The sequence below is a fragment of the Rhodococcus sp. P-2 genome (genome assembly GCF_016598535.1).
GTDB lineage: Bacteria > Actinomycetota > Actinomycetes > Mycobacteriales > Mycobacteriaceae > Rhodococcus_F > Rhodococcus_F baikonurensis.
This window is the reverse complement of record NZ_CP066779.1, coordinates 2,018,437-2,044,486: the sequence shown is the minus strand read 5'-3', so window position 1 is coordinate 2,044,486 and position 26,050 is coordinate 2,018,437. Positions and strand designations below refer to the sequence as shown.

The following is a 26,050-nucleotide window of genomic DNA, read 5'->3' as shown; positions in this document are numbered from 1 at the left end:
TATCCAGCAGGGGTTCAGTGGGGTTGTGTGGCAAGCGCTTTCACGCGGTGGTAGCGCGGCCGGTATTTCGCAGCCTGGCGACCAGTGGGTAGATCTGGCAGCCGAGGCAGATGCCGAACGCGGCGTTGAGCAGGGCCGCGAACAGGGCGAAGCCCGTGGCGACGGTGCCGACGATCGTCGACCCGGCCAGGAAACCGACCGTGCCTGCCAATGCGAAGACGAAGCCGACGAACTGAGCGAAGCGAAGTGGCGCTACGGGTTCTCGTTCGCTGACCGGCGAGATTCGCGGGGCGACGAGCTTGCCGAAGATCTGGCCGTACGGGCTGCGCTTGGGGCCGAGTACGGCTCCGACCGCGAAGACGATGGCCTGCAGTGCGAGAAGCACAGTGGCAGTCGGCAGTGAGAAGGTCGAGAGGACGAGCGTGAGTACGAGAACGCCGGTGGTGACCCACGCGGCGAATCGAGGTCCGCGGACGTCGACCTGCTCGAGTTGGGGTGTGGTTGTGGACATCGGGAGTGCTCCTGCGCTGGATTGCATGATGCTGTGCGTGGACCGAGAAAACGGGACGCAAAAGTCCCACTCGGTGGATTGATCACGAGAGCGAAAGCTCGAAGGTCAGAGAGTTCTGACGGATGTGGTGATCAGCAACAGGTACAGCAACAGCCCCCGAGGCGGCACAGGTCTACTGCGCGGCGTCGGGTGAGCATCAGCTCGTGGCGGGTTTGCACGTCGGCGAGTTTACCCCGAATTCTCGGATTTTGGCTCGTGGGGTCCGGATAGTGGTACGAGCGCAGCTTTCAGATCGCCTGCGGACGGCACTCCGGACACCCGGAACTGTTCCTCGAGGCCACCGTCGAGGATGAAGGTGGTGGGCAACGACAGGACGCTCATTTCGCGTGCGAGAGCCGGTTCCTTGTCGATGTCGAGTTCGATCTCGACCGGCGGACGGGGAGCGTCGGCCATCGACACCACGACCTGACCGACGACGCGGCGTACTGCCGCGCACGGTCCGCACCAGTCGGCGGAAAAATGCAGTACGACGGGCCCACCGTTCGCCGATACGACTCCAGCCGCGCGGAGCAGTTCGAGGCGACTGTCAGCGGTGCCGGTCGCGGTCGGCGAGGTGACTCGAACCTTTCCGTTGCGCGACTTGAGAAAGAGCCCGACAGCGACGACGGCGACAAGCGCGACCAGCAGAATTGTGATCCCGGTCATCGGTTCTGCAGCTCTGCGAGGTCGATCGTCGTGTTCTCGGCGCTGCCTTCGATCACGATTCTTCCGCCTTCCGCGTAGACCAGGCTCGGCTGGATTCCGTATGGGAGTGCCTGTGGATCGATCGTGTAGCTGAACAATCCGAGGACGACGGGTTCGAGTGCTGCGGGGATCGAGAAATCGGCTTTGCCCTCCGGACCGAAGTACAGGTTGCTGGCGACGATCTTGACCTGCCCACCTTCCAGAACCAGGTTGGCCTGCACGCTCACTGCAGTCTCGATCGGGCCGACGGCAACCGTTCCGGTCAGCACGACAGCGCCCGCGGTGCTCGCGCCTGTTCCACCGCTACCGCCGGTGCCATCCGACTTGTTGGCCGGAGGTGAAGATACCTGCAGGTCAGGGATGTTGAGCAGCTTTCCGAGGTCGGTGGCGTTGATTCCCATCCGGCCGTCGAGTTTGTCGACGGGGAGTTGGGTGACGTTGCCGTTCACTATGTCGGAGAAGGGAACGGTGACCCCGCGCAGATCTGCCTCGACGGTCACTTCGCCGACCACGTCGCTCTGGACGCCGGTAGCTCTGACGTAGACGTCCTTGTATTTCCCGCCGAGAGCTTGGGTGAGGAAGGGGAACCCGTTGAAGGTGACCTCCGGGTCCGCCTCGAGTGATGCGCCGGTTCGGAGCTCGCGGGAAACCCGGTACTCGGCGTACGCGGCAGCGCCGAAATCGGCCACCAGTCCGAGGCCGAGGAGGAAGACGATGCCGATGATCAGTTTGCGCACCGCACCATTGTGACCGACTCCGGTCGGGGTTCGATGCGACGGCCCCGGTACCAGGCACGCTAATGTAGTGACCGACCAAAAGCGTCGAACTACTCGAGCGTTGCCCTCGCGGGTTGCGCGGGCTACTAGATAGGAGGCCGTGTGGAACTGCTCCTCCTCACCTCCGACCCCAACCCGGAAGCTGTACTACCGGCGTTGGCGTTGCTGGCGCACTCGGTTCGGCCTGCCCCCACAGAGGTTTCCTCGCTACTCGAGGCAAGTTCCGCGGACGTGGCATTGGTGGATGCGCGCACTGATCTAGCTGCCGCACGCGGGTTGTGTCGATTGCTCGGAAGCACAGGATCCGCAGTACCTGTGGTCGCCGTCCTCACCGAAGGCGGACTCGTTGCCGTCAACGCCGACTGGGGGCTGGACGACATCCTGCTTCCCGGTACCGGTCCGGCTGAGGTGGACGCCCGATTGCGGTTGTTGGTCGCCCGCAGCGGCGGTGTGGCCAGTCCGGAAGCGTCGGGAAAGATCACGCTGGGCGAACTGGTTATCGACGAGGGGACGTACACGGCACGATTGCGTGGACGGCCCCTTGATTTGACTTACAAGGAATTCGAGCTGCTCAAGTACCTCGCGCAGCACGCCGGCCGGGTTTTCACCCGTGCGCAGCTGCTGCAGGAGGTGTGGGGCTACGACTTCTTCGGTGGCACCAGGACGGTCGACGTCCATGTGCGTCGTCTGCGGGCGAAACTCGGCACCGAATACGAGTCCTTGATCGGTACAGTCCGAAATGTCGGATACAAGGCAGTGCGGCCGACCAGGGCCAAGGGCGGCGCAGCTGCTCCCGTTCAGTTCGAGGACGACGAAGACGTCGACTACGACGCGGCCGACGGATCGGTGGTCTGAGATGGGTTGGAGCGATTCGCTGGCGGCCGGATCCGCTGAGCAGGTTTCCGCGCTGCTCGATCGCGCGACCGACTTCGACGGCAAGGCACCGGTGTCGGAGCAGGGGCGCCATGCCGTTGCCGGGCGCGGCGCAGCACGGCATCTTCTCGAACTCGACGGCGATACGGTCGTCGGTTATGCACAGCTGCAAGCCGGTTCGGACGAGCATCCCGACATGGCCGAGTTGGTGGTCGACCCGCAGGCCCGGCGCCGCGGTATCGGAACCAGGCTTGCCGCAGCGGTATTCGACGAGGGGCGTCCGGGCACGCGAGTGTGGGCGCACGGAAACATCGACGCCGCAGTGGAATTCGTCAAGAGTCTCGATCTGGTCAGCGTTCGTGAACTCCTCCAGCTGCGTCGACCGCTCGATGCTCCGCAGCTTCCGGAAATCGTTGTGCCCGAAGGAATAACGATGCGGACGTATCGTGGGCCCGAAGACGATTCCGAGATCCTTCGCGTCAACAACGCGGCCTTCTCCTGGCATCCCGAGCAGGGTGGCTGGACCCAGGCGGAGATCGACGAGAGAACGGCCGAAGGTTGGTTCGATCCCGCCGGTCTGTTCCTGGCGTTCGCGGACACCGATCCCGATACCCTTCTCGGCTTTCACTGGACGAAGGTGCACGCACCCGAAGGTGACGATCCGGAGCTGGGGGAGGTGTACGTCGTGGGGATCGATCCTGCTGCACAGGGACGCGGTCTCGGCCGAGTGCTGACTCTTGCGGGCATGCATTACCTGCGTGATCGCGGCCTCGGAACCGTCCTTCTGTACGTCGAAGGCGACAACACCGCAGCCCTTCACACGTACGAGCGACTCGGCTTCGATCGGTTCCACGTGGACATGGCTTACGCTCGCGCGCTCTGACGTCACAGTCGAACACGCAGAAATGTCCAGTCTGTTCATTCTCCGTTAACCATGTGTGGTCCAACCGGACACCGCGCCCGCCTACTTTTCTCTGTGGGCAGCGCCGTGTTGCCTGATGCAGATTTCAATCATTCTGCGTCTCATGTCGCCGCCCGATCGTGGGCGTGGCGGTAGCGATTTCCGGAGGATCTTGGTGAATCTCAAGCGCAGTGGTGCCCTGCTCGGTGTAGTGGCCGTGGGCGCCATGACCTTGGCCGCATGTGGCAGCGACAACAACTCGTCGTCGACGGGTGTGGACGCGTCCGCATCGAACGCAACGTGCGAAGGCAAGAGCAACCTCTCTGCCGCTGGTTCCTCGGCACAGAAGAACGCCATGGACCAGTTCGTCGCCACCTACATCTCCGTATGCCAGGAAAAGGGCAAGACGGTCAACGTCGCTTACAACCCCAGCGGTTCGGGCGACGGTCGCACCCAGTTCATCGCCGGCCAGATCGACTTCGCCGGCTCCGACTCGGCCATCAAGGACGAGCAGGCCGACAAGGCCAAGGAGCGTTGCGTCGGCGGCGAAGCCTGGAACCTTCCCCTCGTCTTCGGCCCGATCGCGGTTGCATACAACCTCGACGGCGTCGACAAGCTCGTGCTCAACGCAGAGGTTCTCGCGAAGATCTTCAACGGTGGCATCACCAAGTGGAACGATCCGGCAATCGCCGCGCTCAACTCCGGTGCTTCGCTTCCCGACGAGAAGATCACCACCGTGATCCGCTCCGATTCCTCGGGCACCACCGACAACTTCCAGAAGTACCTCGACGCGGCATCGAACGGTGCTTGGACGTCGGGCGCAGGGTCCGACTTCACCGGTGGCGTCGGTGAGGGCGCCAAGGGTTCGGCGGGCGTTGCACAGGCAGTTGCTACTGCACCGGGTTCGATCACCTACGTCGAGAAGTCGTTCGCCGATCAGAACAAGCTCTCGGTTGCCGAGATCAACACCGGCTCCGAAGCAGTCGCACTGACCAACGACTCGGCCGCCAAGTCGATCGCAGGCGCGAAGTTCAAGTCCGACGCGACCGGCGACCTGACGCTCGACCTCGCGTCGATCTTCAAGACCAACGAATCCGGCGCGTACCCGCTGGTTCTCGCGACGTACTCGATCGTCTGCTCCAAGGGCTACGACGCGGACACCTCCGCAGCAGTGAAGTCGTTCCTGACGAGCGCGGCCAACGAGGGTCAGGCCAACCTGGCCGAGCAGGGTTACGTTCCGCTGCCGGCCAACGTCCAGGATCGCCTCAACGCGTCCATCACGGCAATCAGCTGACCTAGAGACTCGTGCGGACAAGCTCATGGATCTACATTCAGACGTGAAGGAAGTGAGCGCGCATGAGTGACGCGCCCATCACCTCGACATCTCGTTCTCCCGGCCCCGCAACCAGCGGGGCCGGGGTGGGCGGTCCGAACGGCACCACGGAGGACACGATTACTTCCACCAAGGCTCCAGAAACCGAGCATCCTCCGAAGGGTGACGGTCCGGGCAGCGGCAACAGCAAGACGGTGACCCGTCCGGGTGACCGCATCTTCAGCTCGCTTGCATCCGGTTCGGCAATCTTCATCACGGTTGTCATCGCGGCGATCGGCGCGTTCCTGATCTGGCGTGCTGTTCCTGCCTTGAGCCGGAACCAGGTCAACTTCCTGACCAGCCGTGAATGGGTGACGCAGAACATCAACGCGATGGCGTTCGGTGTCCTCGATCTCTTCCAGGTCACGGTGTTGGTCTCGCTGTTCGCCCTGGTGCTCGCGATGCCGATCGCACTGGGCATCGCGATCTTCCTGACTTCGTACTCTCCCAAGTGGCTCACGCGGCCACTGTCGTACACGATCGACCTTCTCGCGGCCGTGCCGTCCATCGTCTACGGCCTGTGGGGACTGCTCGTCTTCGCCCCGGCGATCACCCCGGTCGCGGTGTGGCTCAACGACACTCTCGGCTGGTTCCCGCTCTTCGCCGACGGCAGCGGATCGATCACCGGCGGCGGCACCATCTTCACCGCAGGCATCGTCCTTGCCGTGATGATCCTTCCGGTCATCACCGCTGTGACCCGCGAGGTGTTCATCCAGACCCCGCGGTCACAGATCGAAGCCGCACTCGCCCTCGGCGCCACGCGCTGGGAAGTTGTGCGCACCACGGTCATCCCGTTCGGTAAGTCCGGCTACATCAGCGGATCGATGCTCGGTCTCGGACGCGCACTCGGCGAGACGATGGCCCTGTACCTGATCCTGCGCACCACCTCTCAGGCCTTCGGCTGGTCGCTGTTCGACGGCGGCTCGACCATCGCCTCCAAGATCGCCCTCGGCTACGCGGAGTTCAACAACGACATCCAGGCAGGCGCGTACATCGCGGCCGGACTGGTGCTGTTCGTGCTGACCTTCGTCGTCAACGCGGCTGCCCGCGCAGTGATCGCCGGAAAGAAGGACTGACCCATGACCTCCACTCTGGACCGGCCGGTCAAGGCCCCCACTTTCCAAGGCGTCGGCGCCCGTCGTCGTGCCAAGGACGTCATCGCGACCATCCTGGTGAGCCTGGCAGTCGTCATCGCGCTCATCCCGTTGGTCTGGGTGCTCTTCACGGTCATCGCCAAGGGCCTGCCCGCTCTGACGTCGCCGACGTGGTTCACCAATTCGCTGAGCGGATTGACGGCATCGGCCGACGGCGGCGGTATCTATCACGCATTGATCGGCACCTTGCTGCAAGGCATCGTGTGTGCGGTCTTCTCCATCCCGCTCGGCATCTTCGTCGCGATCTACCTGGTGGAGTACGCCGACCGGAAGTCGAAGCTGGGCAAGCTCACCACGTTCATGGTGGACATCCTCAGCGGTGTTCCGTCGATCGTGGCCGCGCTGTTCATCTACGCACTGTGGATCGCGACCTTCGGCTTCCCCAAGTCCGCGTTCGCTGTATCTCTGGCTCTGGTCCTCCTGATGGTCCCGGTAGTCATTCGCTCCACCGAGGAAATGCTGCGCATCGTCCCGATGGACTTGCGAGAGGCGTCGTACGCGCTCGGTGTGCCGAAGTGGAAGACCATCTCGAAAATCGTTCTGCCGACGGCACTTCCCGGCATCATCACCGGCGTCATGCTGGCCCTGGCCCGCGTGCTCGGTGAGACCGCGCCGCTGCTGATCCTCGTCGGCTACGCACCGTTCATCAACTTCGACCTGTTCAACGGCGAGATGGGCACTCTGCCTTCCGTCATGGTCGCCGAGATGAACAACCCCACCGACGCCGGCACCAACCGCATCTGGGGCGCAGCACTGACCTTGATCCTGCTGATCGCGATCCTCAACATCGTCGCGAAGCTGATCGGTCACTTCTCGCAGGTGAGAAGCAAGTGATGCGGCCTCGGAACATGTTCGTACTCAACAGCGTCAACAACTCAGTAGGGAGCCGGTAATGGCCAAGCGTCTGGATCTCAAGGACGTCAACATCTACTACGGCAAGTTCCACGCCGTCGCCGATGTGGGCCTGTCCGTCCCGCCCCGGAGCGTCACCGCCTTCATCGGCCCGTCCGGTTGCGGCAAGTCCACCGTTCTTCGTTCACTCAACCGCATGCACGAAGTGATTCCCGGTGCGCGCGTCGAGGGTTCGGTCTTGCTCGACGGTGAGGACATCTACGGTTCGAACGTCGATCCCGTCGGTGTTCGCAAGACGATCGGCATGGTCTTCCAGCGGCCCAACCCCTTCCCGACCATGTCCATCAAGGACAACGTCGTCGCAGGCTTGAAGCTGCAGGGTGAGCGCAGCAAGAAGAAGCTCGACGAGGTGGCCGAGCGTTCGTTGCGTGGCGCCAACCTGTGGAACGAGGTCAAGGATCGCCTCGACAAGCCCGGTGGCGGCCTCTCAGGCGGTCAGCAGCAGCGTCTGTGCATCGCGCGTGCCATCGCGGTCTCGCCCGACGTTTTGCTCATGGACGAGCCGTGCTCCGCGCTCGACCCGATCTCGACTCTCGCGATCGAAGACCTGATCACCGAGTTGAAGAAGGACTTCACGATCGTCATCGTCACGCACAACATGCAGCAGGCTGCGCGTGTGAGTGACCAGACTGCATTCTTCAACCTCGAGGCAACCGGTAAGCCCGGTCAGCTCGTCGAGATCGACGACACCGAGAAGATCTTCTCGAACCCGACGCAGAAGGCCACCGAGGACTACATCTCCGGCCGCTTCGGATAGGTCCTGGGACAAACCCTGCACGATCATGTTTCACCCCCGTTTCCAACAGGAGACGGGGGTGAAACTTTTTGGTTGTGGTGATAGTTCCCACTCCGGTGCGCAGAGCTGAGCGTCGTTGGGCGCCCGAATAATTCGATGAGCAGCGCAAGTGCGCCGAGTGGGCGCTGAAGTAGCCGACGATGTGAATCTCGTGGATACTGACGACGCTTCGGACAATGCTAATCTCGGCCCGACAGCACGCAGTCGATCGATGTCGTTTCACAACCGGAAGGGCTTGTCAGTGCACCTCACCCCTTCAGATACCGAAAAGCTGCTCCTGAGCGTTGCGGGCATGGTCGCCCGCGACCGCCGCGAGCGCGGGGTACTGCTGAACTACCCCGAAGCGATGGCCCTGATCTCGTGTTGGATTCTCGAGCGCGCGCGTGACGGAATGACGGTTGCGGAACTGATGAACGCCGGTCGGCAAGTGCTCACCCGCGACGACGTGATGGAAGGGGTACCCGAGATGATTGCAAACGTCCAGGTGGAGGCCACTTTCCCGGACGGTCGCAAGCTGGTCACCGTGACGGAGCCCATTCGATGATTCCCGGCGAGGTACGTGTGTCCACCGAACCGCTCGAGTTCGGCACTGACGCGGAAAAGATCACGATGGTCGTCGTCAACGACGGCGATCGCCCCATTCAGATCGGTTCGCATCTTCATCTTCCCGCGGCCAACCCGGCGCTGACCTTCGATCGTGAAGCGGCAGACGGTTTCCGGCTCGACATCCCCTCGGGAACGTCGGTTCGGTTCGAACCGGGGGTCAGCCGAACGGTGACACTGATCGCGCTCGGCGGACTCAAAAGGGTTCCGGGCCTGCAGATCGTGCCGGACGAAGACCTGCCGACTCACGCACGTGAGCCCAAGACCGTCATGCCGTTCGGCACACCTGGCGTCGAGGTCGAGGAACCCTTGCGTGCGTCCTCGGTGAACGTTCGCGTGAGTGATGTTCCGGTCGAGGCGGATTCACCGGAAGACGCCGCGACGACAGTTGAGAGGACAGCCGAATGAGCAGGATCGATCGACGCGGTTACGCCTCCCTGTACGGCCCGACTGCAGGCGACCAGATCCGTTTGGCCGACACAGATCTGTGGATCGAGATCGAGCACGACTACACCGCGACCGGCGACGAGATGGTCTTCGGTGGCGGCAAGAGCATCCGCGAGTCGATGGGCCAGGGCCTGACCACTCGCGACCAGGGTGCTCTCGACGTCGTCATCACCAATACGGTGATTCTCGATCACTGGGGAATTGTCCGGGCAGACGTCGGAATTCGCGACGGACGCATCGTCGCGATCGGCAAGTCCGGTAACCCCGACATCATGGATGGCGTGCACCCCAAGTTGCTCATCGGGCCGAGCACCGACGTGATCGCCGGCGAGGGAAAGATCCTCACCGCGGGTGCGATCGACACTCACGTGCACTTCCTCAGTGAAATCGAGATGATGGAAGCGCTCGCGACCGGTACGACGACAGTGGCGGGCGGCGGAACGGGCCCCACGGAGGGAAGCAAGGCAACCACCGTCACGCCCGGCGCCTGGTCCCTGACGATGATGCACCGGGCCCTCGACCACATCCCGCTCAACGTTCTTCTCCTCGGCAAGGGCAGCACCGTCAGCCATGAGGCCATGCGTCAGGAAGCTCTCGCCGGCGCAGGTGGATTCAAGGTTCACGAGGACTGGGGTTCCACTCCGGCCGCGATCGACGCAGCTCTACGCGCAGCCGACGAGTTCGGCCTCCAGGTGGCGCTGCATGCCGACAGCCTCAACGAAACCGGGTACGTACAGCACACTTTGGATGCGATCGCCGGACGCGGGATCCACGTGTTCCATGCGGAAGGTGCCGGCGGCGGGCACGCTCCGGACATCATCGTGACGGCAGGTGAGCCGAACGTTCTTCCGGCATCGACCAATCCGACGTTGCCGCATACCGTCAACACGGTGGCCGAGCACCTCGACATGCTCATCGTGTGTCATGCGCTCAATCCCCGGGTTCCGGAGGATCTTGCCTTTGCCGAATCCCGGATCCGGCCGACAACGATTGCGGCGGAGGACTTTCTGCACGACATCGGAGCCATCTCCATCACCTCCTCCGACGCCCAGGCAATGGGCCGTATCGGTGAGGTGACCCTGCGGACGTGGCAGGTTGCCCACGTCATGAAGGCCCAGTACGGCAAGCTGGGGACCAGCATGCCGGCCGACAACGAGCGTGCGCGGCGCTACGTCGCCAAGTACACGATCTGCCCTGCGGTGGCGCACGGCATCGATCACGAGATCGGATCGGTCGAGGCGGGGAAGATGGCGGACCTGGTGCTGTGGGATCCCGCGTTCTTCGGTGTCCGTCCTTCTGCCGTGATCAAGGGCGGGGCGATAGTTGCTGCGCCGCTGGGTGATCCGAACGCTGCAATCCCGACCCCGCAGCCGGTGTTCGTACGTCCGGCCATCGCGGCAACTCCGGGATCGGCGCCGCACCTGTCCACGACGTTCGTCTCTCCGATGGCCATCGAGGACGGTCTGGCCGATCGTCTCGGTCTCACGCGCACCCTCACCGGTGTTCGTCCGACGAGGCACCTCACCAAGGCGGATATGCCGAACAACACGGCACTGCCGTCCATCGACGTCGATCCGGAGACGTTTGCCATCAAGGTCAACGGCGACCTGATCGCGCCCAACCCCGTTGACGTAGTGCCGATGGCTCAGCGCTACATGCTGTTCTGAAACCATGTCGATCGAGATGACGTCTGCCGACATAGCGTCGATGCTCTTGGCGGACGGGCGTCTGCCTACCGGCGGTCACGCGCACTCGTCGGGGTTGGAACCGGCACTGGCGGGCGGACTCCTGCAGAGCCAGGTCCCTGACTTCATTCGCGGTCGACTCGAAACAGTGGGACTGGTCGAGGCCGCTGCAACGGTAATCACGCGACGCTGGGCCGTAAGTGAGGGTAGTGCAGGCGAACTCGAGGACATCTCGAGGGAACTGCTCGCTCGGACTCCCAGCGCACCGCTGCGTGAGGCGTCGATTCAGCTCGGACGTGGGCTGGCAAGACTGGCGTCGCGATTGTGGCCGCAGCACCCCGCGGTGCAGATGCTCATGGCGCTGCCCGGGCATCCGATGCGGCCGCTCGCGTTGGGCGTCTTCACGGCGATCTCCGGGATGGACGACCTACAGGCAGCCAGATCCTGTTTGTACGACGACGCTCAAACGGTGGCGTCGGCGGCATTGAAGCTACTGCCGGTGGATCCGGCAGAACCGGTCGAATGGCTGTTCCGAGCAGCCTCGACCATCGAAAGCGTCGCCAAGGCTGCCGTGGCAGTCGAAGGCGTCACAGATATACCCGCAACAACAGGACCGTTGGTCGAACAATGGTCACTCGAACACCACGCTCGATCCAGGAGGATTTTCCGTGCTTGACAACCTGAACAACACCACCACTGCTGCAAGAGGTTTGAGGCTGGGCGTTGCCGGCCCCGTCGGCACCGGCAAAAGCACTCTCATCGCCACCATCTGCCGCGAACTCGCGTCGGAGTACGAGATCGCGGTGGTCACCAACGACATCTACACCGACGAGGACGCGCGATTGTTGCGCGCGGCCAACGTTCTTCCGATCGAGCGCATCGTCGCAGTCGAGACCGGAGCGTGCCCGCACACGGCGATCCGTGACGACGTGACACCGAACCTCATTGCGGTCGAAGACCTCGAGCGTCAGTTCCATCCCCTCGACATGGTGATCGTGGAAAGCGGCGGTGACAACCTGACCGCCACGTTCAGCCCGGCACTGGTCGACGCCCAGATCTTCTGCATCGACGTCGCGGGCGGCGGAGACGTCGCACGTAAGGGTGGTCCGGGAATCGAGCGGGCAGATCTGTTGGTGGTCAACAAGATCGACCTGGCCCCGTACGTCGACGTCGACGCAGTCCAGATGGTTGCCGATGCCACGGCCGCGCGAGACGGACTTCCCGTTCTCGCGCTCAGCCAGAAGGATCACGCCACGATCGACCAGCTCAGTGCCTGGCTTCGCCAGGTCATCGCGTCTCATCGCGCAGGTAGTCACACTCCGCAGGATCCGGGACCGATGGCACCGCACTTCCATGCCGATGAAGAAGACCACGGACACGGTCACGGGCACAGCCACTCTCACGCTCACTGATGCGCACTGGAGCTACGCGGGTCGTCGTCGAGAGAGTGGGTGACACCGCTGTTGCGCGAGAGCTGATCTCGGGCGACTTCCTGGCCCCGCGATTCGTCGACGCTCGCGGGCTCACCGTGCGAATTGCCTTGGTAGGGCACAGTGCAACGCTGCTGGCCGGTGACGACCTGCGTATCGAGTTCGTGGTCGCGCCGGGTACGTGTCTCGAGGTGATCGAGCCGTCAGGGACCGTCGCGTACAACGCACGCGGCGGCCGGGCGGCGTGGTCGGCCTCGGCGAGCGTCGGCGCCGGTGCGGCGCTGATCTGGCGAGCGGCACCGTTTGTCGTCGCCGGGGGCGCGGATGTGACCAGGCGCGTGGATATTTCACTGGAATCCGATGCGGTGGCGCTGCTCGACGAGATGATCGTGTTCGGGCGGACCGGCGAAACCGGCGGTGCGCTTCGCTCGGATCAGCGCATCACCGTCGACGGGAAAGCGCTGCTCGTGGAAACTCTCGACCTACGTAGCGTTCCGGACCGTTCGTTGCCGGGAATTTTGGGTGGTCGTCGTGTGCTGGGCACGACCATGCTGTTGGGGATGAAGATTTCCGACGACGTCGAGGGACACGTGACGCCGCTGGCGGGGTCGGGGATGCTCGCGCGGGCCGTGGCCGATCACGCACATGAGGCGAGCGCAGCATTGGATCCGATCTGGTCGCAGTGGCGGGCGCAGGTGTCGGAGAGGTACACCGACTGATCTCCCAGAGCGTCACACTTCGGGCGGCTGCGTCGTCCACTATGTGACCAGGCCGAAGAGAGCCGGGCGCACAGGTTTGACGGAGGCATCATGCGAATTGTTGTTCTGGGCGGAACCGGCCAGATGGGAAAGCTGGTTGTAGAGCAGGCGAAGGCAGCGAGCCATGACGTCGTCGCCGCCGCTCGATCGACGGGAGTCGACATCTCCACGGGTGCGGGGTTGGACGAAGCATTTGTCGGTGCCGACGTTGTCATCGACGTGAGTGATCACGTCACCAACAGCGCCAAGAAGGCGATCGAGTTCTTCGAGACGGCAGCGAGGAACATCGCCGCGGCCGAAACCAAGGCAGGCGTGAAGCATCACGTGCTGCTCTCGATCGTGAACTGCGACGATCCGCAGTTGAAGTCCTTCGGGTACTACCAGGGAAAGGCCGCGCAGGAACGCGCGGTGGAAGCGTCGGGCATTCCGTTCACAATTCTGCGATCCACCCAGTGGTTCGAGTTCGGCGAGAAAACCATCGCGCTGTTCGGATTGGGGCCGGTCGCGATGGTTCCCCGGATGCGGTCCCAACCGGTGGCGGCGAAGACCGTCGCCGAGGCTCTGGTGGCGTGCGCTCAGAACGGTCCGAGCGGGAGGGCTCCAGATCTCGCCGGCCCGGAGGTCCTCGAGATCCCGGCGATGACGCGCGAGATCTTGCAATACCGTGGCCGACGCACGTGGCTGATCCCGATCTCGATGCCGGGAGCGGGTAAGGCGATGAAGGGTGGGGCGCTGCTGCCCGGGCCTGGATCGACAACTGCAGGACCCACGTTGAAGACCTGGTTGCACGAGAACTGAATAGGTAAGGCGGCCGCGCAAGTGCGCGGCCGCCTTTTACTCACGTGGACGGTTGGGTTCAGAGATCCGGGTACGAGGTGAGGTTGTCGACCTTCTCGGTGGTTTCCGGCTCTTCGGGCAGCTTGCCGGTCACCAGGAAGATGACGCGTCGGCCGACCTCGACGGCGTGGTCGGCGAACCGCTCGTAGAAGCGGCCGAGCAGCGTGACGTCGACTGCGGCGGCAACGCCGTGCTTCCACTCACGGTCCATGAGGACGGTGAACAGGTGGCGATGGAGGTCGTCCATCGCTTCGTCTTCTTCGCGCAGGCGGGCAGCGCGCTCGGGGTCGCGGGTCTCGAGTACGACCTTGGCGGCCGCACCGATGGAGACAGCGATGCGTCCCATCTCCGCGAAGTAGCCGTTGACCTCTTCGGGAAGCACGTGGTTGGGATGTCGGCGGCGCGCGATCTTGGCGACGTGCAGGGCGAGCGCACCCATGCGGTCGATGTCGGCGACGATCTGGATTCCGCTGACCACCGAGCGCAGATCTCCGGCAACGGGAGCCTGCAAGGCGAGCAACGCAAACGCGCGCTCCTCGCAAATGGTGCTGAGTTCGGTGATCTTGTCGTGTTCGCCGATTACTTGTTCTGCCAGGGACAGGTCTGCCTGGAGCAGGGACTGGGTGGCGCGCTCCATAGCGGCACCTGCCAGTCCTGCCATCTCGCCGAGCGTGTCTGCAAGCTCGGTCATCTGTTCGTTGTAAGCCACGCGCATGAGGTCAGAGCCTACGTGCCGTGAAAGACCAAGTCACAAGCACCAGGTGAACGCAAGGTGAATGAACGTGTGTCAGTCGCAGGTGGTGTCGCCGGCATTGACGCTCGCGATGTCGGCGGGCAGTGCCGTCGAGGTGCTGGTGTCGACCGACGTCGGATTTGCCGCCAGGATGGTCCCCGGGTCCGCGGGGGCGACGACGGTGCCGGAGAAATTGCTTCCGACGACGACCTCGATCATGTCTCCCATACTCGGCGCGAGCACGAGAACCGCGCCGGGAATCGACGACGCGACAGTGACGGCTTCAGCCTCGTAACCTGCGGCGTAGCGCACGACGGTGGTCGACGCTTGAGCATTCGCCAGGCCGGTGGCCGCGCTGAAGTTACCGACCGTGGAGATCTGGAATCCGTAAGCAGCGAGGCTGTCGGCGATCGTCGCGGCCTGCCCGGCAATTCCCGACGCGTTGGAGACGTCGACCGAGATGTTGTACGCGCTCATCGCTTCGACGGAAGTGGCGGCGGGCGGCGTGCTGGACGTAGGAGCCGTCGTCGTGGAACTGGTCGACGACGGTGTGGTGTCCTCGCGCTCTTCACCCGGAAGCGGATCGTCGTCGATGATCGCCTGGAAGAGCGACTTGATCTCGTCGGTGCGAGGAATCTCGTTGCCCCAGTCGTTGGTGCCGTCCGTGGGGACCGTCAAGAACGTGACCGCGCCCGCGTCGACGTTCTGCAGCGAACGGCCGAGGGTGACCAGCGACTTCGTGTCGATGTTCTCGACGAACGTGTCGCTGGTGAAGGCGTTGATGAATCCGTTGAGCTTGCCCGGATTCAGGAGGACCTGGTTGGACAGGGCCGAGCGGAGCAGTGCCGACAGGAATTTCTGCTGACGGGTGATGCGTCCGTAGTCGCCGTTGCCCTCGGCTTCGACGTGGCGCGCACGCACATAGTTGAGGGCAGTGCGGCCGTCGAGCATCTGCGTCCCGCCGGACGCGAGGACGGTTCCGAGGATGCCGTCTTCGATCGGTCCGGGGGAGCAGACGTTCACGCCACCGACGGTGTCGACCATGCGCTCGAAACCGGCGAAGTCCATTCCGACGAAGTGCCCGATTTTCAGGCCGGACATCTTCTGGATGACCTTGACCAGACACTTGGGGCCACCGAGTGCGTACGTCGCATTGAGCTTGTCGCCGCTGGCGGCCGGGAAGGTTTCGCTGGTGTACTTGCCGGCGTCGTTGTCCCAGCCTTGGCAGATCGGACGTTCGACGTCGAGGTCACGCGGGAAGGAGACGGCGACGACGCGGCTTCTGTCAGCAGGAATGTTCACCAGCATGACCGTGTCGGCTCGGGCGCCTTCGGCGTCTTCGACGGTTCCGGCGCCGATCTCACCGCTCGCACCGGCTCGGGTATCGGTGCCGATGATCAGGTAGGTCTCGTCGCCGAGCTGGCCGCCGGCGTCGATGATGTCGTCGGACTCGGTGTCGAGTGCCGCAATCTGATCGAATCCGCCTTCGACCGACCGCAGATAACCCCAGACGACGCCGGTCAATGCGAGAGACATGACGGCCAGGAACGCTACTGCCGATCGGCCGATCACTTTTGCGCGATGGCGGCGGCGAATCTTGCTTTGCGCCAGGCGCGTGGCGCCGGTGTCACCGACTACACGCGGCACTGCGGAGGTGACGGGATGTTCTTCGGTGATCCAGTCCGCCGCGGCAGGCGGGACGGTCGGACGCGCGGGAATCGGTCGAGCAGGGGGCGGCGCCGACGCTGCTGAAGATTGGGTCTCGGGTGGTACGGATTTGGTCGGCGCCGGCTTGGGCGGCGCAGCCGGGGCGGGTGGTGGTTTTTTGTCGCCTACCCGACGGACCAACTCGGCGACCGACACGGAGTCGTCGGTCGGAGGCGAATCCCGTCGCCCGGTACGTCCACTGTTACGACGCTCGGGGGGACTGGGTGGTTGCGGCGCTGGTCGCTGGGGTGTTGACGGGCGGGGTGTTGAAGGGCGCTGGGGTGTTGCCGGGCGCTGGGGAGCGGCCGGTTGGTCCGGGCGGGCGTTACGGAAGCGCTTGTCTGCGAGCGGACGTTCCCAGGGGGCGCGGCTCTCGGGCGGAGGTGGGCCCGAATCGTGATCATCACCCACCGATGCAACCTGTCCCGTCGTCGACTGTCAGTAACTCGTCATTCAAGTGCCGGCGTCAACCCGTTGTCGACGAAGCTGGAGCCATATTACTGGTGAATCCTGAGTGCTTCACTCAGAAAGTGATGAGAGTAATCCGACGGCGTGTTCTCGCTAGCCGCCGGAGTGCATCATGTCAGCTCCCACCGGCACAAGGTCGTCCTCGGGATCGTCGAGCCAACCCTCCGGTAGTGCTACCTGACCGGGCGAGCCTTGGCGACCCCGCGGGCCTTCGGCGTCCTTGGGGAACGGGACGTTGTGATCGAGCTGTCCGAGCAGGTCGTCCAGTTCGGACAACGTGCTGACCAACGCCATCGAGACCCGCAGATCCGATCCGACCGGGAACCCACGCATGTACCAGGAGACGTGCTTGCGAAGTTCGCGCAAGCCCTTCATCTCGCCGTGGTGTGCAGCGAGCAGCTGGGCGTGACGGGCGATGATCTTGGTGACTTCGCCGAGCGTCGGCGGCGTGGCGATCTGTTGTCCGTTGAGAGCTGCACTGAGTTCCGCGAACAGCCATGGCCGTCCGAGGCAGCCACGTCCGACGACGACGCCGTCGCAGCCGGTCTCGTTCATCATCCGTGCAGCATCCGAGGCGTCGAAGATGTCGCCGTTGCCGAGGATCGGAACGTCGGTGACGTGTTCCTTGAGGCGCGTGATCTCGTTCCAGTCAGCGGTGCCGGAGTAGCGCTGCGACGCGGTACGTGCGTGGAGTGCGACGGCGGCAGCGCCTTCGGCTGCGGCGATCCGTCCGGCGTCGAGGTGCGTGTGATGTTCGGGGTCGATACCGACACGCATCTTGACGGTGACCGGAATGTCGGTGCCCTCGGTTGCGCGCACTGCGGCTGCGACGATCTGTCCGAACAGTCGACGCTTGTACGGCAGCGCCGAGCCACCGCCCTTGCGGGTCACCTTCGGGACGGGGCAGCCGAAGTTCATGTCGATGTGATCTGCCATGTTCTCGTCGACGATCATCTTGGCCGCGGCGTAGGTCGTATCCGGGTCGACGGTGTACAGCTGCAGGGACCTGGGTGTTTCGGTCGGGCCGAACGTGGTCATGTGCATCGTGGCCGGTTGGCGTTCGACGAGCGCACGTGCGGTGACCATCTCGCAGACGTAGAGCCCGGACGTGCTGCCTGCACGTTCGAGTTCGAGTTCACGGCACAGCGTGCGGAAGGCGACGTTGGTGACGCCCGCCATGGGTGCGAGGACCACGGGGCTGTGCAGCTCGAGTGAACCGATGCGAAGGGATGACATGACTACCTCTGAACAAATACTTGTGACAATTGGAAGTGCCCGGTACCGAATCCGGTACCGGGCACAGAATAGCCGGTGAAACTAAGAAGCCTGCTGTTCGCGCTTGGCGGCCTCGCGTGCGAGCATGCGATCGCGCTGTTCTTCGAACTTCGTCGCGTTCGCGGCGAGGGTCTCGAGGAAAGCTGCCAACTCTTCGCGCGTGTTCTCGCCTTCGGCACTGAAATCATTGCGCTCGAAGATGTTCCACTTGCGCAGGACCGGCCAGACGACCTCGTCGAGGTGCTGGCGAAGGTCGTAGATACCGTGCTTGGCCATGAGAGCGCCGTTGCGGCGGAAGTTCGGCATGCCGGCGCCGGGCATCTGGAAGTTCTGGACGATGTTCGCCACAGCTTTGAGAGCCTGATCGGGCGCAAGATCGAGCGCGGCGGCGCAGATGTTGCGGTAGAAGATCATGTGCAGGTTCTCGTCGGCCGCGATGCGCTGAAGCATCTTGTCGGCGATCGGCTCGTCACAGGCCTTACCGGTATTGCGGTGGCTGACGCGCGTCGCGAGTTCCTGGAAGGTCACGTAGGCGACCGAGTGCAGCAGGCCGGCGTCGCCCTCGTCGATGGGTGCGCTGTAACCGTTCGTCATGTGTTCCATGCGGAAACGCTCGAGCTCGACGGGGTCGACTGCGCGAGTGACGACGAGGTAGTCACGCATCACGATGCCGTGACGGTTCTCCTCGGCGGTCCACCGGCCGACCCACGTACCCCAGGCGCCGTCCTGCGAAAAGTTTTCGGCGATCTCACGGTGGTACGACGGCAGGTTGTCCTCGGTGAGCAGGTTGGTGATCATCGCGGCGCGGGCGACCTCGCCGAGTTGTGACTGCTCGAGGCTCCAGTCCTCGCCGCCCATGGCTGCGAAGTTACGGCCCTCGTCCCACGGGACGTAATCGTGTGGATGCCATTCCTTGGCCATGGAGATGTGGCGGTTGACGTTCTCCTCGGCAACCGGCTGCAGCTCTTGTAGCAGCTCCAGCTGCGTCAGAATCCTCGTCATTTCTTGCCTCCATGTTGAGTGAATGCGCGACTTCGCCCCAGCCTACGGCACCGTAGGTTTGAAAAGAATGGCATGAATATTGCTCCCCTCGGGCGATGTTACCGATCCGTAGTTATCCGGGGGCACTTTCACGACCAAGTCGTTCTTTCGACGTAGTCGCGGAACGTCCGGGCGGGATCGGACAGTTCGCGGCTCTTCGACCAGATCAGTCCTATTTTCCGCTGGGCGCCTTCGATCGGTACGTAGACGACTCCTTCGGCCCAGATCGGTGGATCCTGTACCGGCATGACCGATACACCGAAGGATGCGGAGACCAGTCCGCCGACCGTTGCCAGCTCGCTGCTCTCGAAGACGAAATTCGGAGTGAATCCTGCGGCCGCGCACAGTTCATCGAGAATTCTTCGCATCCCGAAGTTCGGATGCATACCGATGAACGGTTCGGCGGACGCGTCCGCGAGCTCGACCGAACGCAACTGCGCGAAGCGATGATCAGCTGGAACAGCCAACGCCAGTGACTGCTGAGCGATCTGCATCCACGCGACCTGCGGATCGCGCGGCTGCGGCGAGACGACGGCCAGGTCGGACGCACCCGCGGCAATCCGGTCGACCAGGAACTGCGCGCTGTCCTGATGCAGTTCGAATCGCACTCCGGGATGCTCGACGCGGTATCCCCGCAGCATGTGCGGTACCAGCCAGGTGCCGAACGAGTGGAGGAAGTCGAGTCGGACGGTGCCGCTCTCGGGGCTCGCCAGCGACCGGATTTCGGTCTGCGCCGCGTCGAGTGCGTCAAGCGCGGTCCGAGCGTGCTCGTAGAGGATCTCGCCGTACCGGTTCAGTTCGAGTCGGCGTCCTTGACGGTCGAAGAGCCTCACGCCGATCTGTCCTTCGAGGCGTGCGAGTTTGCGCGAGAGGGTCGGCTGCGACAGGTGGGTCAGGTCGGCAGTGGCGGTGACCTGTTGGGTTTCGGCGAGCACGACAAACCATTCGAGGTCTTCGGTCAACATCACGACGTCAATCTATATGTGCTCAAGACATAAAGAACTCCACAACTATGCATTTTCTTTTGTCGAAGCTCAGCGAGAGGATTCTTACCGGAGGTAAGTGATGTCTGGAGGTACGTGGTGACTGTCGAGAAGGTGATCGAATCCGATCTGGCGCCGCTTCGGCGGGGATCTACCGGATACCGCACGGTGACCGTTGCGTTGTTCGCGGCCGGGCTGTCGACGTTCATCTCGATGTACGCCGCTCAGGCACTGCTGCCCGCGTTTGCCGAAGGCTTCGACGTCTCGCCTGCTGTGTCTGCACTTTCCGTCTCGGCGACGACGGGCATGTTGGCGCTGGCGATCATTCCGGCCAGCGCGCTCTCCGAGCGGTTCGGTCGCACACAGGTGATGATCGCGTCGGCGTCGGCGTCCTGTGTGATCGGTTTGCTCCTGCCGCTCAGTCCGACGATCGAGGTTCTGCTGATCGGACGCGCGGCGCAAGGCTTGGCTCTGGCCGGGGTCCCGGCGGTGGCGATGGCCTATCTGGCCGAGGAGGTCGATCGGAAGGACCTCGGTGCGGCGATGGGAAGGTACGTTGCCGGCACGACGATCGGTGGGCTGATCGGGCGGCTCGTTCCCTCGGCGGTGGTCGATTTCAGTACGTGGCGCTGGGCACTGTCGACTGCGGCCGTGCTGTCAGCGTTGTTCGCGCTCAACATGATCCGGAAGATTCCCGCGTCGAAGTTCTTTCACCCACAACCGGTATCGGTGCCTGCGATCGCGTCGAATCTACGTCACCACCTTGCGAACCCGTCGCTGCGCACGCTTTTCGCCTTGGGGTTCATCCTGATGGGCGGATTCGTCTCGATCTACAACTTCCTCGGGTTTAGGCTCACAGCAGCACCTTTCGGTCTTCCCGAAGCGCTTGTGGGTCTGGTGTTCCTCTTCTACCTCGCCGGCACTTTCACCTCGGCGGTAGCCGGCGGGGCCTCGGACCGGCTGGGCAGGCGCAGTGTTCTGCTCGGCTCGGTGGTCGTCGTAGTGATCGGGCTGGCACTGACCGTTCCGGACAACCTGGCCCTGACACTCGTAGGGATGCTGCTCTTCACCGGAGGATTCTTCGCGGCACATTCTGTGGCCAGCGGTTGGGTGGGCCTGATCGCGACCGATCACCGGGCCGAGGCGTCGGCGTTGTATCTGTTTGCCTACTACGCGGGTTCGTCCGTGGCGGGTGCCCTCGCGGGCGTCGCGTACGCGGGCGGCGGTTGGGGTGGGGTCAGTGCCTTTGTCGGCGCGCTGCTGTTGGTTGCGTTCGCATTGTCGCTCAGGATGTTTCGATCTGCGACGGTTGACTGACAGGGTTGACCGACAGGGTTGGCTGACAGGGCACTGCGGCGACCCCGAACGGGATCGCCGCAGTGCGAATCTGTTCAGCGTCCTACTTCTTGCCGCCGCCGAGGAGGCCACCGAGAAGGTCGCCGAGGCCACCGCCGCCGCCGGATCCACCCAGGATGCCGCCGAGTGCGCCGCCGATGCCGCCGCCGGAATTACCGCCACCGCCGAGAATTCCGCCGAGGAGATCCCCGAGTCCGCCGCCGCCGGAGGCCTGGGTCTGCGCGCCGGCTCCGCCACCGGTGAACTGCTTGGCGAGGTAAGCCAGGACGATGGGAGCGAGGATCGGCAGCAACTGCTTCACCAGATCGTTTCCACCGCCGCCACCGACACCGCCGAGTGCGCTGGCGACCTGATCGGTGTTGCCGCCGAAGATGTTCGAGACGATCTTCTGACCGTCCGCGGTGTCGACTTTGCTGATGTCGACGCCGTCGTCGAGAAGGCTGGTGTCGGCGTGCGACTGCAACGCGCTTTCCAGCGAGGCTGCGCCTGCGGGATCCTGCGCGTTGGCGCCGAGACCGCCGACGAGGGTCGGAAGTGCAGTCTTGACCGCCGATTCGGCAGTTGCCTGGTCCACGCCGAGGTGCTGCGCGATCTGGTCGATGGGGATCTGGGATAGAAGGTCGTCAAGCGATGCCATTGATGCCCTACCTCTTCTGGGGTACTACTCGTCAGTACCCGGCTGTTGCAGACACTAGTGAATGTCGGCGTCGACGGTAACCCTCCGGTTGCCGAGCGGTCAGGCTCGGGTCTTCTCGCGGGGGACCAGGCACGCTAGGAGTGCGAGAATCAGTCCGCCGGCCGTCAAGATGAATCCTGTCTGATTTGTCAGGATCGTGGAGTAGTTTTCCCTGATGACATTGTCGAATTGGTCGTTCACTCGGTAGTAGAACGTGCCCAGAGTTCCCAATCCCACGATGATTCCGATCCACGCCGCAATACGAGAACCGAACAATGCGGCGATCAGAATCAATACGGCTGAAGCGAGCAGAAGTATCGCCATCGACCGGTAGAAGGTCACGGACTGATCGCCGAGTTGCTCGATTGCCCACCCGGCCGGAAAGCCGTCCCTCAGGTCCTCGAGGCGAACATTGTTGGGTTTGACCCCGGCCAGTACGTACATGAACGAGCCGACGGCAACGGCGATTCCACAAATGAGCAGAACCAGATGAACTAACGTGCGCATGCCAGTCTCCCTGTGTTCGGAGTTCGGTGACGCGGTCGTCGCCGAGCCTAGCTGTGTCGCGGGTGTCAAGCTCGGTATCGAGCGTGCAGAATCGTCTCCATGCCCGACAACATGCGTCGACTCGAAGAGATCTCGTTGTCCCTGCCGGAGGCGGAGCGCGTCGACATCGAAGCGTGGGACGGACACCCGACCTTCCGGGTCCGGGGCAAGAACTTCGTGTTCTGCAATCTCGAAGCCACCTCCTTGACCGTCAAGTTGAGCAAGGAGGAAGCCGAAGCGGTGGTGGCCACCGAACCAGGCGCAAGTGCTGCCGGCTATGGTCTCGGTCGTCACGGGTGGGTTGCACTCGACATCGGCACCGACGTTTCCGAGGAGAAATGGTCGCAACTGGAGGAGTGGATCTACACCTCGTTCACCCTCGTTGCACCGAAGCGGCTTGCCCGGATCGTTCTCGATGCGGATGAGGAACGCCCGTAACGGATAGATTCGTCAGTACAGACGCCGACTAGACGAGGATTTGTCATGACGACACCGGAAACTTCACCGGCCACCGCAAAACCGGGCATGCCGCCGTGGGCGAAGAAGGCCATCGGGATCGCAGTGATGGCGGTGGTCCTGGTCATTGCGTACTTCATCCTCGCCGCCTTCCTTCCGCGTTGGTGGGCGCAGCGTATTGCGTCGCTCGCAAACGGCAGTTTCAGCGCCGGTATCGCGTGGGGACTTCTGTTCGGTCTCGTGTGCACGCTGGTCCCGCTGATCTTCTTCCGCGCGGTCTGGCAGGTGCGCAAGCGTAAGCACGCGCGGATCATGCAGATCACCGCCCTCGCGTTGGGAGTGATCTTCGCGCTGCCGAACCTGCTCTCTCTGACAGTCGTCCTCGGCAACAACAACGCGGCGCATGCGGGCGAGCGGATCCTCGACGTCGACGGCCCAGGCTTCCGCGGAGCCTCGGTTGTCGGTGCCGTCCTCGGCGTTGCGTTGTTCCTGGGACTTGTGGCGCTCGGCTACATGTACAAAAAGCGTGGCAAGGATCTCGACAAGATGCGCGGTGAACTCAAGCAGCACGAGCCGCAGAGCAAGGGCGAGGCACCGGCTCCCGAAATCTGAGTCAGCTCTTCGACCGAGTACTCAGGCCGACACCGACTCCGACGGTTCCCGCCGCCACCAGTCCGGCGAGCGGGACCGCCCAGTGGCCGGCGAACGTGCAGGCGAGAACCAGGATGGCACTCGCCGGTAGTACAGCCTGCTCGATCCTGTCGCGCTTGAAGTGGCGTGAGTGCATGAGCCACACGAAGATCAGGAACATCGCGGCCGGGATCGTGACCGCGGCAGATGCTGCGAACGTCGAAATGTGCGCTTCGCCCACTGCTTCCTCGACGGCTACTTCGATGCCGGCGCCGATGGCCGCCGCGGATCCGAATACGAAGTAGTGCCCGTATCCCCACAACAGGACGGCGCGATTGCCTTGGTCGGCGAGGTACTCGTGGATCGGGACGGCAAAGTAGATCCACAACGCGGAGAACACGATCAGAACTCCGCCGACGGCAATCGGTATCAGGAGGTCGGCGGCGTCGAAATCACGAATGCCGGATTGGACTGCGATGGTGGCGGCAGCAATGGTTTCGCCGAGCATGATGATGGTGAAGAGGCCGTAGCGTTCGGCGATGTGTTGCGGGTGCCACGGCGTCTGGTGGTTGCGTTCGGCTATTGCCGGCACAGCGAGTTCGGCGATCATGAGAACGAAGAATCCGGGTATCCACGCCGACGCCGGCATCAGAAGCAGCACGATCCAGCCGGCCTGGACGATCACGAGCCCGGCGGCGTATTGCAGAGCAGTGGTTCGCGCTGCGCCGGTTTCACCGCTGGCGGCTCGAAGCCATTGGCAGGTGAGCGCAATTCGCATGATGAGGTAGCCGACGATGGCCGTCGTACGGTCGGTCCCGTCGAATGCGTCGGGGATCCCGGCGGCGAAGACGAGCACGCCACAAATCTGTACGAAGGTCGCGATCCGGTAGGGGACGTCGTCCGTGTCGTAGGCAGATGCGAACCAGGTGAAGTTCACCCATGCCCACCACAGTGCGAAGAAGACGAACATGTAACCGGCGATACCGTCGGCGTAGTGGCCCTCGGCAACCGCATGCACCAGTTGGACTCCGGCTTGCGCGGCTGCCACCACGAAACACAGGTCGAAGAACAATTCGAGTGGAGTCGACGCGCGATGGTTCTCGTCGCGGCTGCGTGCGCGCATCCGGATTATCGGCATAACCGCGCGGCCGTGGCCGGCCCCCGTACTGGTGTGTTCTGTCATCGTCCCCACCTTGCTCCGCCGAGTAGTGCAGGAGCGCAGTCTAGGACGAATCCCGTCGGGTCGACGAATGAGACGTTTCGACCTTCACCACACGAGAACGGGCTTGATGACGCGGCCCGACGCCTGATCTTCCACGGCTTTGTTGATGTCGGAGAACGCGTACCGCGTCACCAAACTGTCGATCGGAAACCTGCCCTCGGTGAAGAGTTCGACGAGTTCGGGAATGAAGGTCGTGATCTCGGATTCGCCCTCGATGCATCCTCGAATCGTCTTTCCGTTCAACATGATGTCGGCCATGTTCACCTCGAGTGCGGACGCTCCGAGTCCGACCACTGCCAGTGTTCCCCGCGCACGAAGCGAGGCAATTCCCTGGTTGATCACGGCGCCGATGCCGGTGGTGTCGAGGGAATGCGTCGAACCCCCGTCGGTGGCGGCTCGCACCGCTTCGACCGCCTCCTCGGTGGTCGGATCGACGGTCACGGCGCCGAATTCCTCGGCGAGGCTTCGTCGCTGCGCAACCGGGTCCACCGCGACCAGGGTGGAAACCCCGGCAGCTCTCGCTGCCAGCAGCGCCGCGAATCCGACGCTGCCGGCTCCGAAGACGACAACCGTCGAGTCGGGCTCGGGGCGAAGCAGATTCAGTACCGCGCCGGCGCCGGTTTGAAACCCGCAGCCGAGCGGAGCTGCGACGGTCAGGTCCACCGCAGGATCGACGACGACGGTGTTGTCGGCAGAGGTGATGACGTATTCCGCGAAGCTGGACTGGCCGAAGAAGGCGGACCGTAGCGGGGTTCCGTCTCGCCGGATCGGCGTCGAGCCGTCGGTGCGTGCGCCAGAGCTGTTGAGCGCGTGTGAGCTTTCGCAGTACGCCCGATGACCGCTGAGACATTGCCTGCACGCACCGCAACTGCGATAGCTCAACAACACGTGATCGCCGGGCACGACCTTGTCGATCGACGAGCCGACGGCCTCGACCACCCCCGCTCCTTCGTGCCCGAACACGCAGGGGCCGAGCCTTTCCGGTAGCACCGACTTCGTGAACAAATCTGTGTGGCACAGGCCGGTAGCGACGATGCGAACAAGGATCTCGTCTGCGCGGGGTTCGTCGATTTCAACGGTGTCGAGTGTGAAGGGGGAGTGTGGGCCGTGTGAGAGCGCCGCTGTCATCTGCATGGAGGACGTCGAATTCTGTTCGGC

The 26,050-nt window shown here is 63.5% G+C and carries 29 protein-coding genes; 16 read left to right on the top strand and 13 right to left on the bottom strand.

All coding sequences use genetic code 11. The annotated features are described in order from the left end of the window. Positions 1-40 precede the first annotated feature (40 nt). The 4 genes from I7X09_RS09650 to I7X09_RS09640 form a co-directional block, all read right to left on the bottom strand. On the bottom strand, positions 41-511 hold the full coding sequence (locus I7X09_RS09650; protein ID WP_200316535.1) for a DUF4395 domain-containing protein: 471 nt from the start codon (positions 509-511) through the stop codon (positions 41-43). 131 nt (positions 512-642) lie between these two features. Then, positions 643-708: a putative leader peptide gene (locus I7X09_RS29730; protein WP_371734792.1), complete on the bottom strand. Its 66-nt coding sequence runs from the start codon at positions 706-708 to the stop codon at positions 643-645. Between the two features lie 31 nt (positions 709-739). Then, positions 740-1,216: a thioredoxin family protein gene (locus I7X09_RS09645; RefSeq protein WP_166809241.1), complete on the bottom strand. Its 477-nt coding sequence runs from the start codon at positions 1,214-1,216 to the stop codon at positions 740-742. Then, entirely contained in the window at positions 1,213-1,992 is a 780-nt protein-coding gene (locus I7X09_RS09640) for an LmeA family phospholipid-binding protein (RefSeq protein ID WP_095968679.1), read from the bottom strand. The genes I7X09_RS09645 and I7X09_RS09640 overlap by 4 nt, the downstream gene beginning before the upstream one ends. Before the next feature lie 141 nt (positions 1,993-2,133). Between I7X09_RS09640 and I7X09_RS09635 the strand changes: the two genes are divergently transcribed. The 13 genes from I7X09_RS09635 (at position 2,134) to I7X09_RS09575 (ending at position 13,760) form a co-directional block, all read left to right on the top strand. Beyond that, positions 2,134-2,886 (top strand): winged helix-turn-helix transcriptional regulator, encoded by a 753-nt coding sequence (locus I7X09_RS09635; RefSeq protein WP_003939728.1) that lies wholly within the window; start codon positions 2,134-2,136, stop codon positions 2,884-2,886. Position 2,887: 1 nt separating this feature from the next. Continuing rightward, positions 2,888-3,787, top strand: coding sequence for a mycothiol synthase (mshD, locus tag I7X09_RS09630; RefSeq protein WP_200316533.1), 900 nt, complete (start codon positions 2,888-2,890; stop codon positions 3,785-3,787). Between the two features lie 193 nt (positions 3,788-3,980). Beyond that, positions 3,981-5,099: a phosphate ABC transporter substrate-binding protein PstS gene (gene pstS, locus I7X09_RS09625; protein ID WP_095968875.1), complete on the top strand. Its 1,119-nt coding sequence runs from the start codon at positions 3,981-3,983 to the stop codon at positions 5,097-5,099. Positions 5,100-5,161: 62 nt separating this feature from the next. After that, the gene (pstC, locus tag I7X09_RS09620; protein ID WP_007733846.1) at positions 5,162-6,253 is read left to right on the top strand and encodes a phosphate ABC transporter permease subunit PstC; all 1,092 of its coding nucleotides are present in this window, start codon (positions 5,162-5,164) and stop codon (positions 6,251-6,253) included. 3 nt (positions 6,254-6,256) lie between these two features. After that, entirely contained in the window at positions 6,257-7,165 is a 909-nt protein-coding gene (gene pstA / locus I7X09_RS09615; protein WP_003940100.1) for a phosphate ABC transporter permease PstA, read from the top strand. Positions 7,166-7,223: 58 nt separating this feature from the next. Then, positions 7,224-8,000, top strand: a complete 777-nt coding sequence (pstB, locus tag I7X09_RS09610; RefSeq protein ID WP_003939968.1) for a phosphate ABC transporter ATP-binding protein PstB — start codon at positions 7,224-7,226, stop codon at positions 7,998-8,000. A gap of 280 nt (positions 8,001-8,280) precedes the next feature. Then, entirely contained in the window at positions 8,281-8,583 is a 303-nt protein-coding gene (gene ureA, locus I7X09_RS09605) for an urease subunit gamma (protein WP_003939800.1), read from the top strand. Further along, on the top strand, positions 8,580-9,050 hold the full coding sequence (ureB, locus tag I7X09_RS29660) for an urease subunit beta (RefSeq protein WP_095968681.1): 471 nt from the start codon (positions 8,580-8,582) through the stop codon (positions 9,048-9,050). Before ureA ends, ureB begins: the two co-directional genes overlap by 4 nt. Continuing rightward, on the top strand, positions 9,047-10,756 hold the full coding sequence (locus I7X09_RS09595) for an urease subunit alpha (RefSeq protein ID WP_030535249.1): 1,710 nt from the start codon (positions 9,047-9,049) through the stop codon (positions 10,754-10,756). Before ureB ends, I7X09_RS09595 begins: the two co-directional genes overlap by 4 nt. Before the next feature lie 4 nt (positions 10,757-10,760). Beyond that, positions 10,761-11,450: an urease accessory protein UreF gene (locus tag I7X09_RS09590; RefSeq protein ID WP_200316531.1), complete on the top strand. Its 690-nt coding sequence runs from the start codon at positions 10,761-10,763 to the stop codon at positions 11,448-11,450. After that, the gene (ureG, locus tag I7X09_RS09585) at positions 11,443-12,186 is read left to right on the top strand and encodes an urease accessory protein UreG (RefSeq protein ID WP_095968683.1); all 744 of its coding nucleotides are present in this window, start codon (positions 11,443-11,445) and stop codon (positions 12,184-12,186) included. Before I7X09_RS09590 ends, ureG begins: the two co-directional genes overlap by 8 nt. Then, positions 12,186-12,923, top strand: coding sequence for an urease accessory protein UreD (locus I7X09_RS09580; RefSeq protein WP_234036867.1), 738 nt, complete (start codon positions 12,186-12,188; stop codon positions 12,921-12,923). The genes ureG and I7X09_RS09580 overlap by 1 nt, the downstream gene beginning before the upstream one ends. 90 nt (positions 12,924-13,013) lie before the next feature. Continuing rightward, positions 13,014-13,760 carry an SDR family oxidoreductase gene (locus I7X09_RS09575; RefSeq protein WP_200316529.1) on the top strand — a complete coding sequence of 249 codons (747 nt, stop codon included), beginning with the start codon at positions 13,014-13,016 and terminating at the stop codon, positions 13,758-13,760. A gap of 58 nt (positions 13,761-13,818) precedes the next feature. On the opposite strand, the gene phoU is transcribed toward I7X09_RS09575, so the two are convergent. From phoU to I7X09_RS09550, 5 genes are all read right to left on the bottom strand, one after another. After that, positions 13,819-14,514 carry a phosphate signaling complex protein PhoU gene (gene phoU, locus I7X09_RS09570; RefSeq protein WP_003940130.1) on the bottom strand — a complete coding sequence of 232 codons (696 nt, stop codon included), beginning with the start codon at positions 14,512-14,514 and terminating at the stop codon, positions 13,819-13,821. 72 nt (positions 14,515-14,586) lie between these two features. After that, positions 14,587-16,179: an LCP family protein gene (locus I7X09_RS09565; protein WP_095968876.1), complete on the bottom strand. Its 1,593-nt coding sequence runs from the start codon at positions 16,177-16,179 to the stop codon at positions 14,587-14,589. A 621-nt stretch (positions 16,180-16,800) separates the two neighbouring features. After that, positions 16,801-17,943, bottom strand: a complete 1,143-nt coding sequence (gene dusB / locus I7X09_RS09560; protein ID WP_095968686.1) for a tRNA dihydrouridine synthase DusB — start codon at positions 17,941-17,943, stop codon at positions 16,801-16,803. Between the two features lie 81 nt (positions 17,944-18,024). Continuing rightward, positions 18,025-18,984: an acyl-ACP desaturase gene (locus I7X09_RS09555; protein WP_003940492.1), complete on the bottom strand. Its 960-nt coding sequence runs from the start codon at positions 18,982-18,984 to the stop codon at positions 18,025-18,027. 128 nt (positions 18,985-19,112) lie between these two features. Continuing rightward, positions 19,113-19,991, bottom strand: coding sequence for a LysR family transcriptional regulator (locus I7X09_RS09550; RefSeq protein WP_200316527.1), 879 nt, complete (start codon positions 19,989-19,991; stop codon positions 19,113-19,115). A 114-nt stretch (positions 19,992-20,105) separates the two neighbouring features. Between I7X09_RS09550 and I7X09_RS09545 the strand changes: the two genes are divergently transcribed. Beyond that, a complete protein-coding gene (locus I7X09_RS09545) occupies positions 20,106-21,323 on the top strand; it encodes an MFS transporter (protein WP_200316525.1) in 1,218 nt (405 codons plus the stop codon). Positions 21,324-21,405: 82 nt separating this feature from the next. Here the strand turns inward: I7X09_RS09545 and I7X09_RS09540 are convergent, their stop codons facing one another. Next, positions 21,406-21,999 carry a DUF937 domain-containing protein gene (locus I7X09_RS09540; protein ID WP_200316523.1) on the bottom strand — a complete coding sequence of 198 codons (594 nt, stop codon included), beginning with the start codon at positions 21,997-21,999 and terminating at the stop codon, positions 21,406-21,408. Positions 22,000-22,098: 99 nt separating this feature from the next. Continuing rightward, positions 22,099-22,545, bottom strand: coding sequence for a hypothetical protein (locus tag I7X09_RS09535; RefSeq protein WP_124567676.1), 447 nt, complete (start codon positions 22,543-22,545; stop codon positions 22,099-22,101). Between the two features lie 99 nt (positions 22,546-22,644). Here I7X09_RS09535 and I7X09_RS09530 point away from each other — a divergent pair, with 99 nt between their 5' ends. Further along, positions 22,645-23,022 (top strand): MmcQ/YjbR family DNA-binding protein, encoded by a 378-nt coding sequence (locus I7X09_RS09530; protein ID WP_020908916.1) that lies wholly within the window; start codon positions 22,645-22,647, stop codon positions 23,020-23,022. Between the two features lie 45 nt (positions 23,023-23,067). Beyond that, positions 23,068-23,652, top strand: coding sequence for a hypothetical protein (locus tag I7X09_RS09525; RefSeq protein WP_003940111.1), 585 nt, complete (start codon positions 23,068-23,070; stop codon positions 23,650-23,652). A gap of 1 nt (position 23,653) precedes the next feature. On the opposite strand, the gene I7X09_RS09520 is transcribed toward I7X09_RS09525, so the two are convergent. Both I7X09_RS09520 and I7X09_RS09515 read right to left on the bottom strand, forming a co-directional pair. Further along, positions 23,654-24,853 carry a low temperature requirement protein A gene (locus I7X09_RS09520; RefSeq protein ID WP_095968691.1) on the bottom strand — a complete coding sequence of 400 codons (1,200 nt, stop codon included), beginning with the start codon at positions 24,851-24,853 and terminating at the stop codon, positions 23,654-23,656. Between the two features lie 84 nt (positions 24,854-24,937). Then, a complete protein-coding gene (locus I7X09_RS09515) occupies positions 24,938-26,026 on the bottom strand; it encodes an NAD(P)-dependent alcohol dehydrogenase (protein ID WP_200317759.1) in 1,089 nt (362 codons plus the stop codon). Between the last annotated feature and the right edge of the window lie 24 nt (positions 26,027-26,050).

Coding starts and splice junctions, on each gene's coding strand:
- I7X09_RS09650 (WP_200316535.1), bottom strand. CDS start 511: ATGTCCACAACCACACCCCAACTCGAGCAGGTCGACGTCCGCGGACCT.
- I7X09_RS09645 (WP_166809241.1), bottom strand. CDS start 1,216: ATGACCGGGATCACAATTCTGCTGGTCGCGCTTGTCGCCGTCGTCGCT.
- mshD (WP_200316533.1), top strand. CDS start 2,888: ATGGGTTGGAGCGATTCGCTGGCGGCCGGATCCGCTGAGCAGGTTTCC.
- pstC (WP_007733846.1), top strand. CDS start 5,162: ATGAGTGACGCGCCCATCACCTCGACATCTCGTTCTCCCGGCCCCGCA.
- pstA (WP_003940100.1), top strand. CDS start 6,257: ATGACCTCCACTCTGGACCGGCCGGTCAAGGCCCCCACTTTCCAAGGC.
- pstB (WP_003939968.1), top strand. CDS start 7,224: ATGGCCAAGCGTCTGGATCTCAAGGACGTCAACATCTACTACGGCAAG.
- ureB (WP_095968681.1), top strand. CDS start 8,580: ATGATTCCCGGCGAGGTACGTGTGTCCACCGAACCGCTCGAGTTCGGC.
- I7X09_RS09595 (WP_030535249.1), top strand. CDS start 9,047: ATGAGCAGGATCGATCGACGCGGTTACGCCTCCCTGTACGGCCCGACT.
- I7X09_RS09590 (WP_200316531.1), top strand. CDS start 10,761: ATGTCGATCGAGATGACGTCTGCCGACATAGCGTCGATGCTCTTGGCG.
- I7X09_RS09580 (WP_234036867.1), top strand. CDS start 12,186: ATGCGCACTGGAGCTACGCGGGTCGTCGTCGAGAGAGTGGGTGACACC.
- I7X09_RS09575 (WP_200316529.1), top strand. CDS start 13,014: ATGCGAATTGTTGTTCTGGGCGGAACCGGCCAGATGGGAAAGCTGGTT.
- phoU (WP_003940130.1), bottom strand. CDS start 14,514: ATGCGCGTGGCTTACAACGAACAGATGACCGAGCTTGCAGACACGCTC.
- dusB (WP_095968686.1), bottom strand. CDS start 17,943: ATGTCATCCCTTCGCATCGGTTCACTCGAGCTGCACAGCCCCGTGGTC.
- I7X09_RS09555 (WP_003940492.1), bottom strand. CDS start 18,984: ATGACGAGGATTCTGACGCAGCTGGAGCTGCTACAAGAGCTGCAGCCG.
- I7X09_RS09540 (WP_200316523.1), bottom strand. CDS start 21,999: ATGGCATCGCTTGACGACCTTCTATCCCAGATCCCCATCGACCAGATC.
- I7X09_RS09535 (WP_124567676.1), bottom strand. CDS start 22,545: ATGCGCACGTTAGTTCATCTGGTTCTGCTCATTTGTGGAATCGCCGTT.
- I7X09_RS09530 (WP_020908916.1), top strand. CDS start 22,645: ATGCCCGACAACATGCGTCGACTCGAAGAGATCTCGTTGTCCCTGCCG.
- I7X09_RS09525 (WP_003940111.1), top strand. CDS start 23,068: ATGACGACACCGGAAACTTCACCGGCCACCGCAAAACCGGGCATGCCG.
- I7X09_RS09520 (WP_095968691.1), bottom strand. CDS start 24,853: ATGACAGAACACACCAGTACGGGGGCCGGCCACGGCCGCGCGGTTATG.
- I7X09_RS09515 (WP_200317759.1), bottom strand. CDS start 26,026: ATGCAGATGACAGCGGCGCTCTCACACGGCCCACACTCCCCCTTCACA.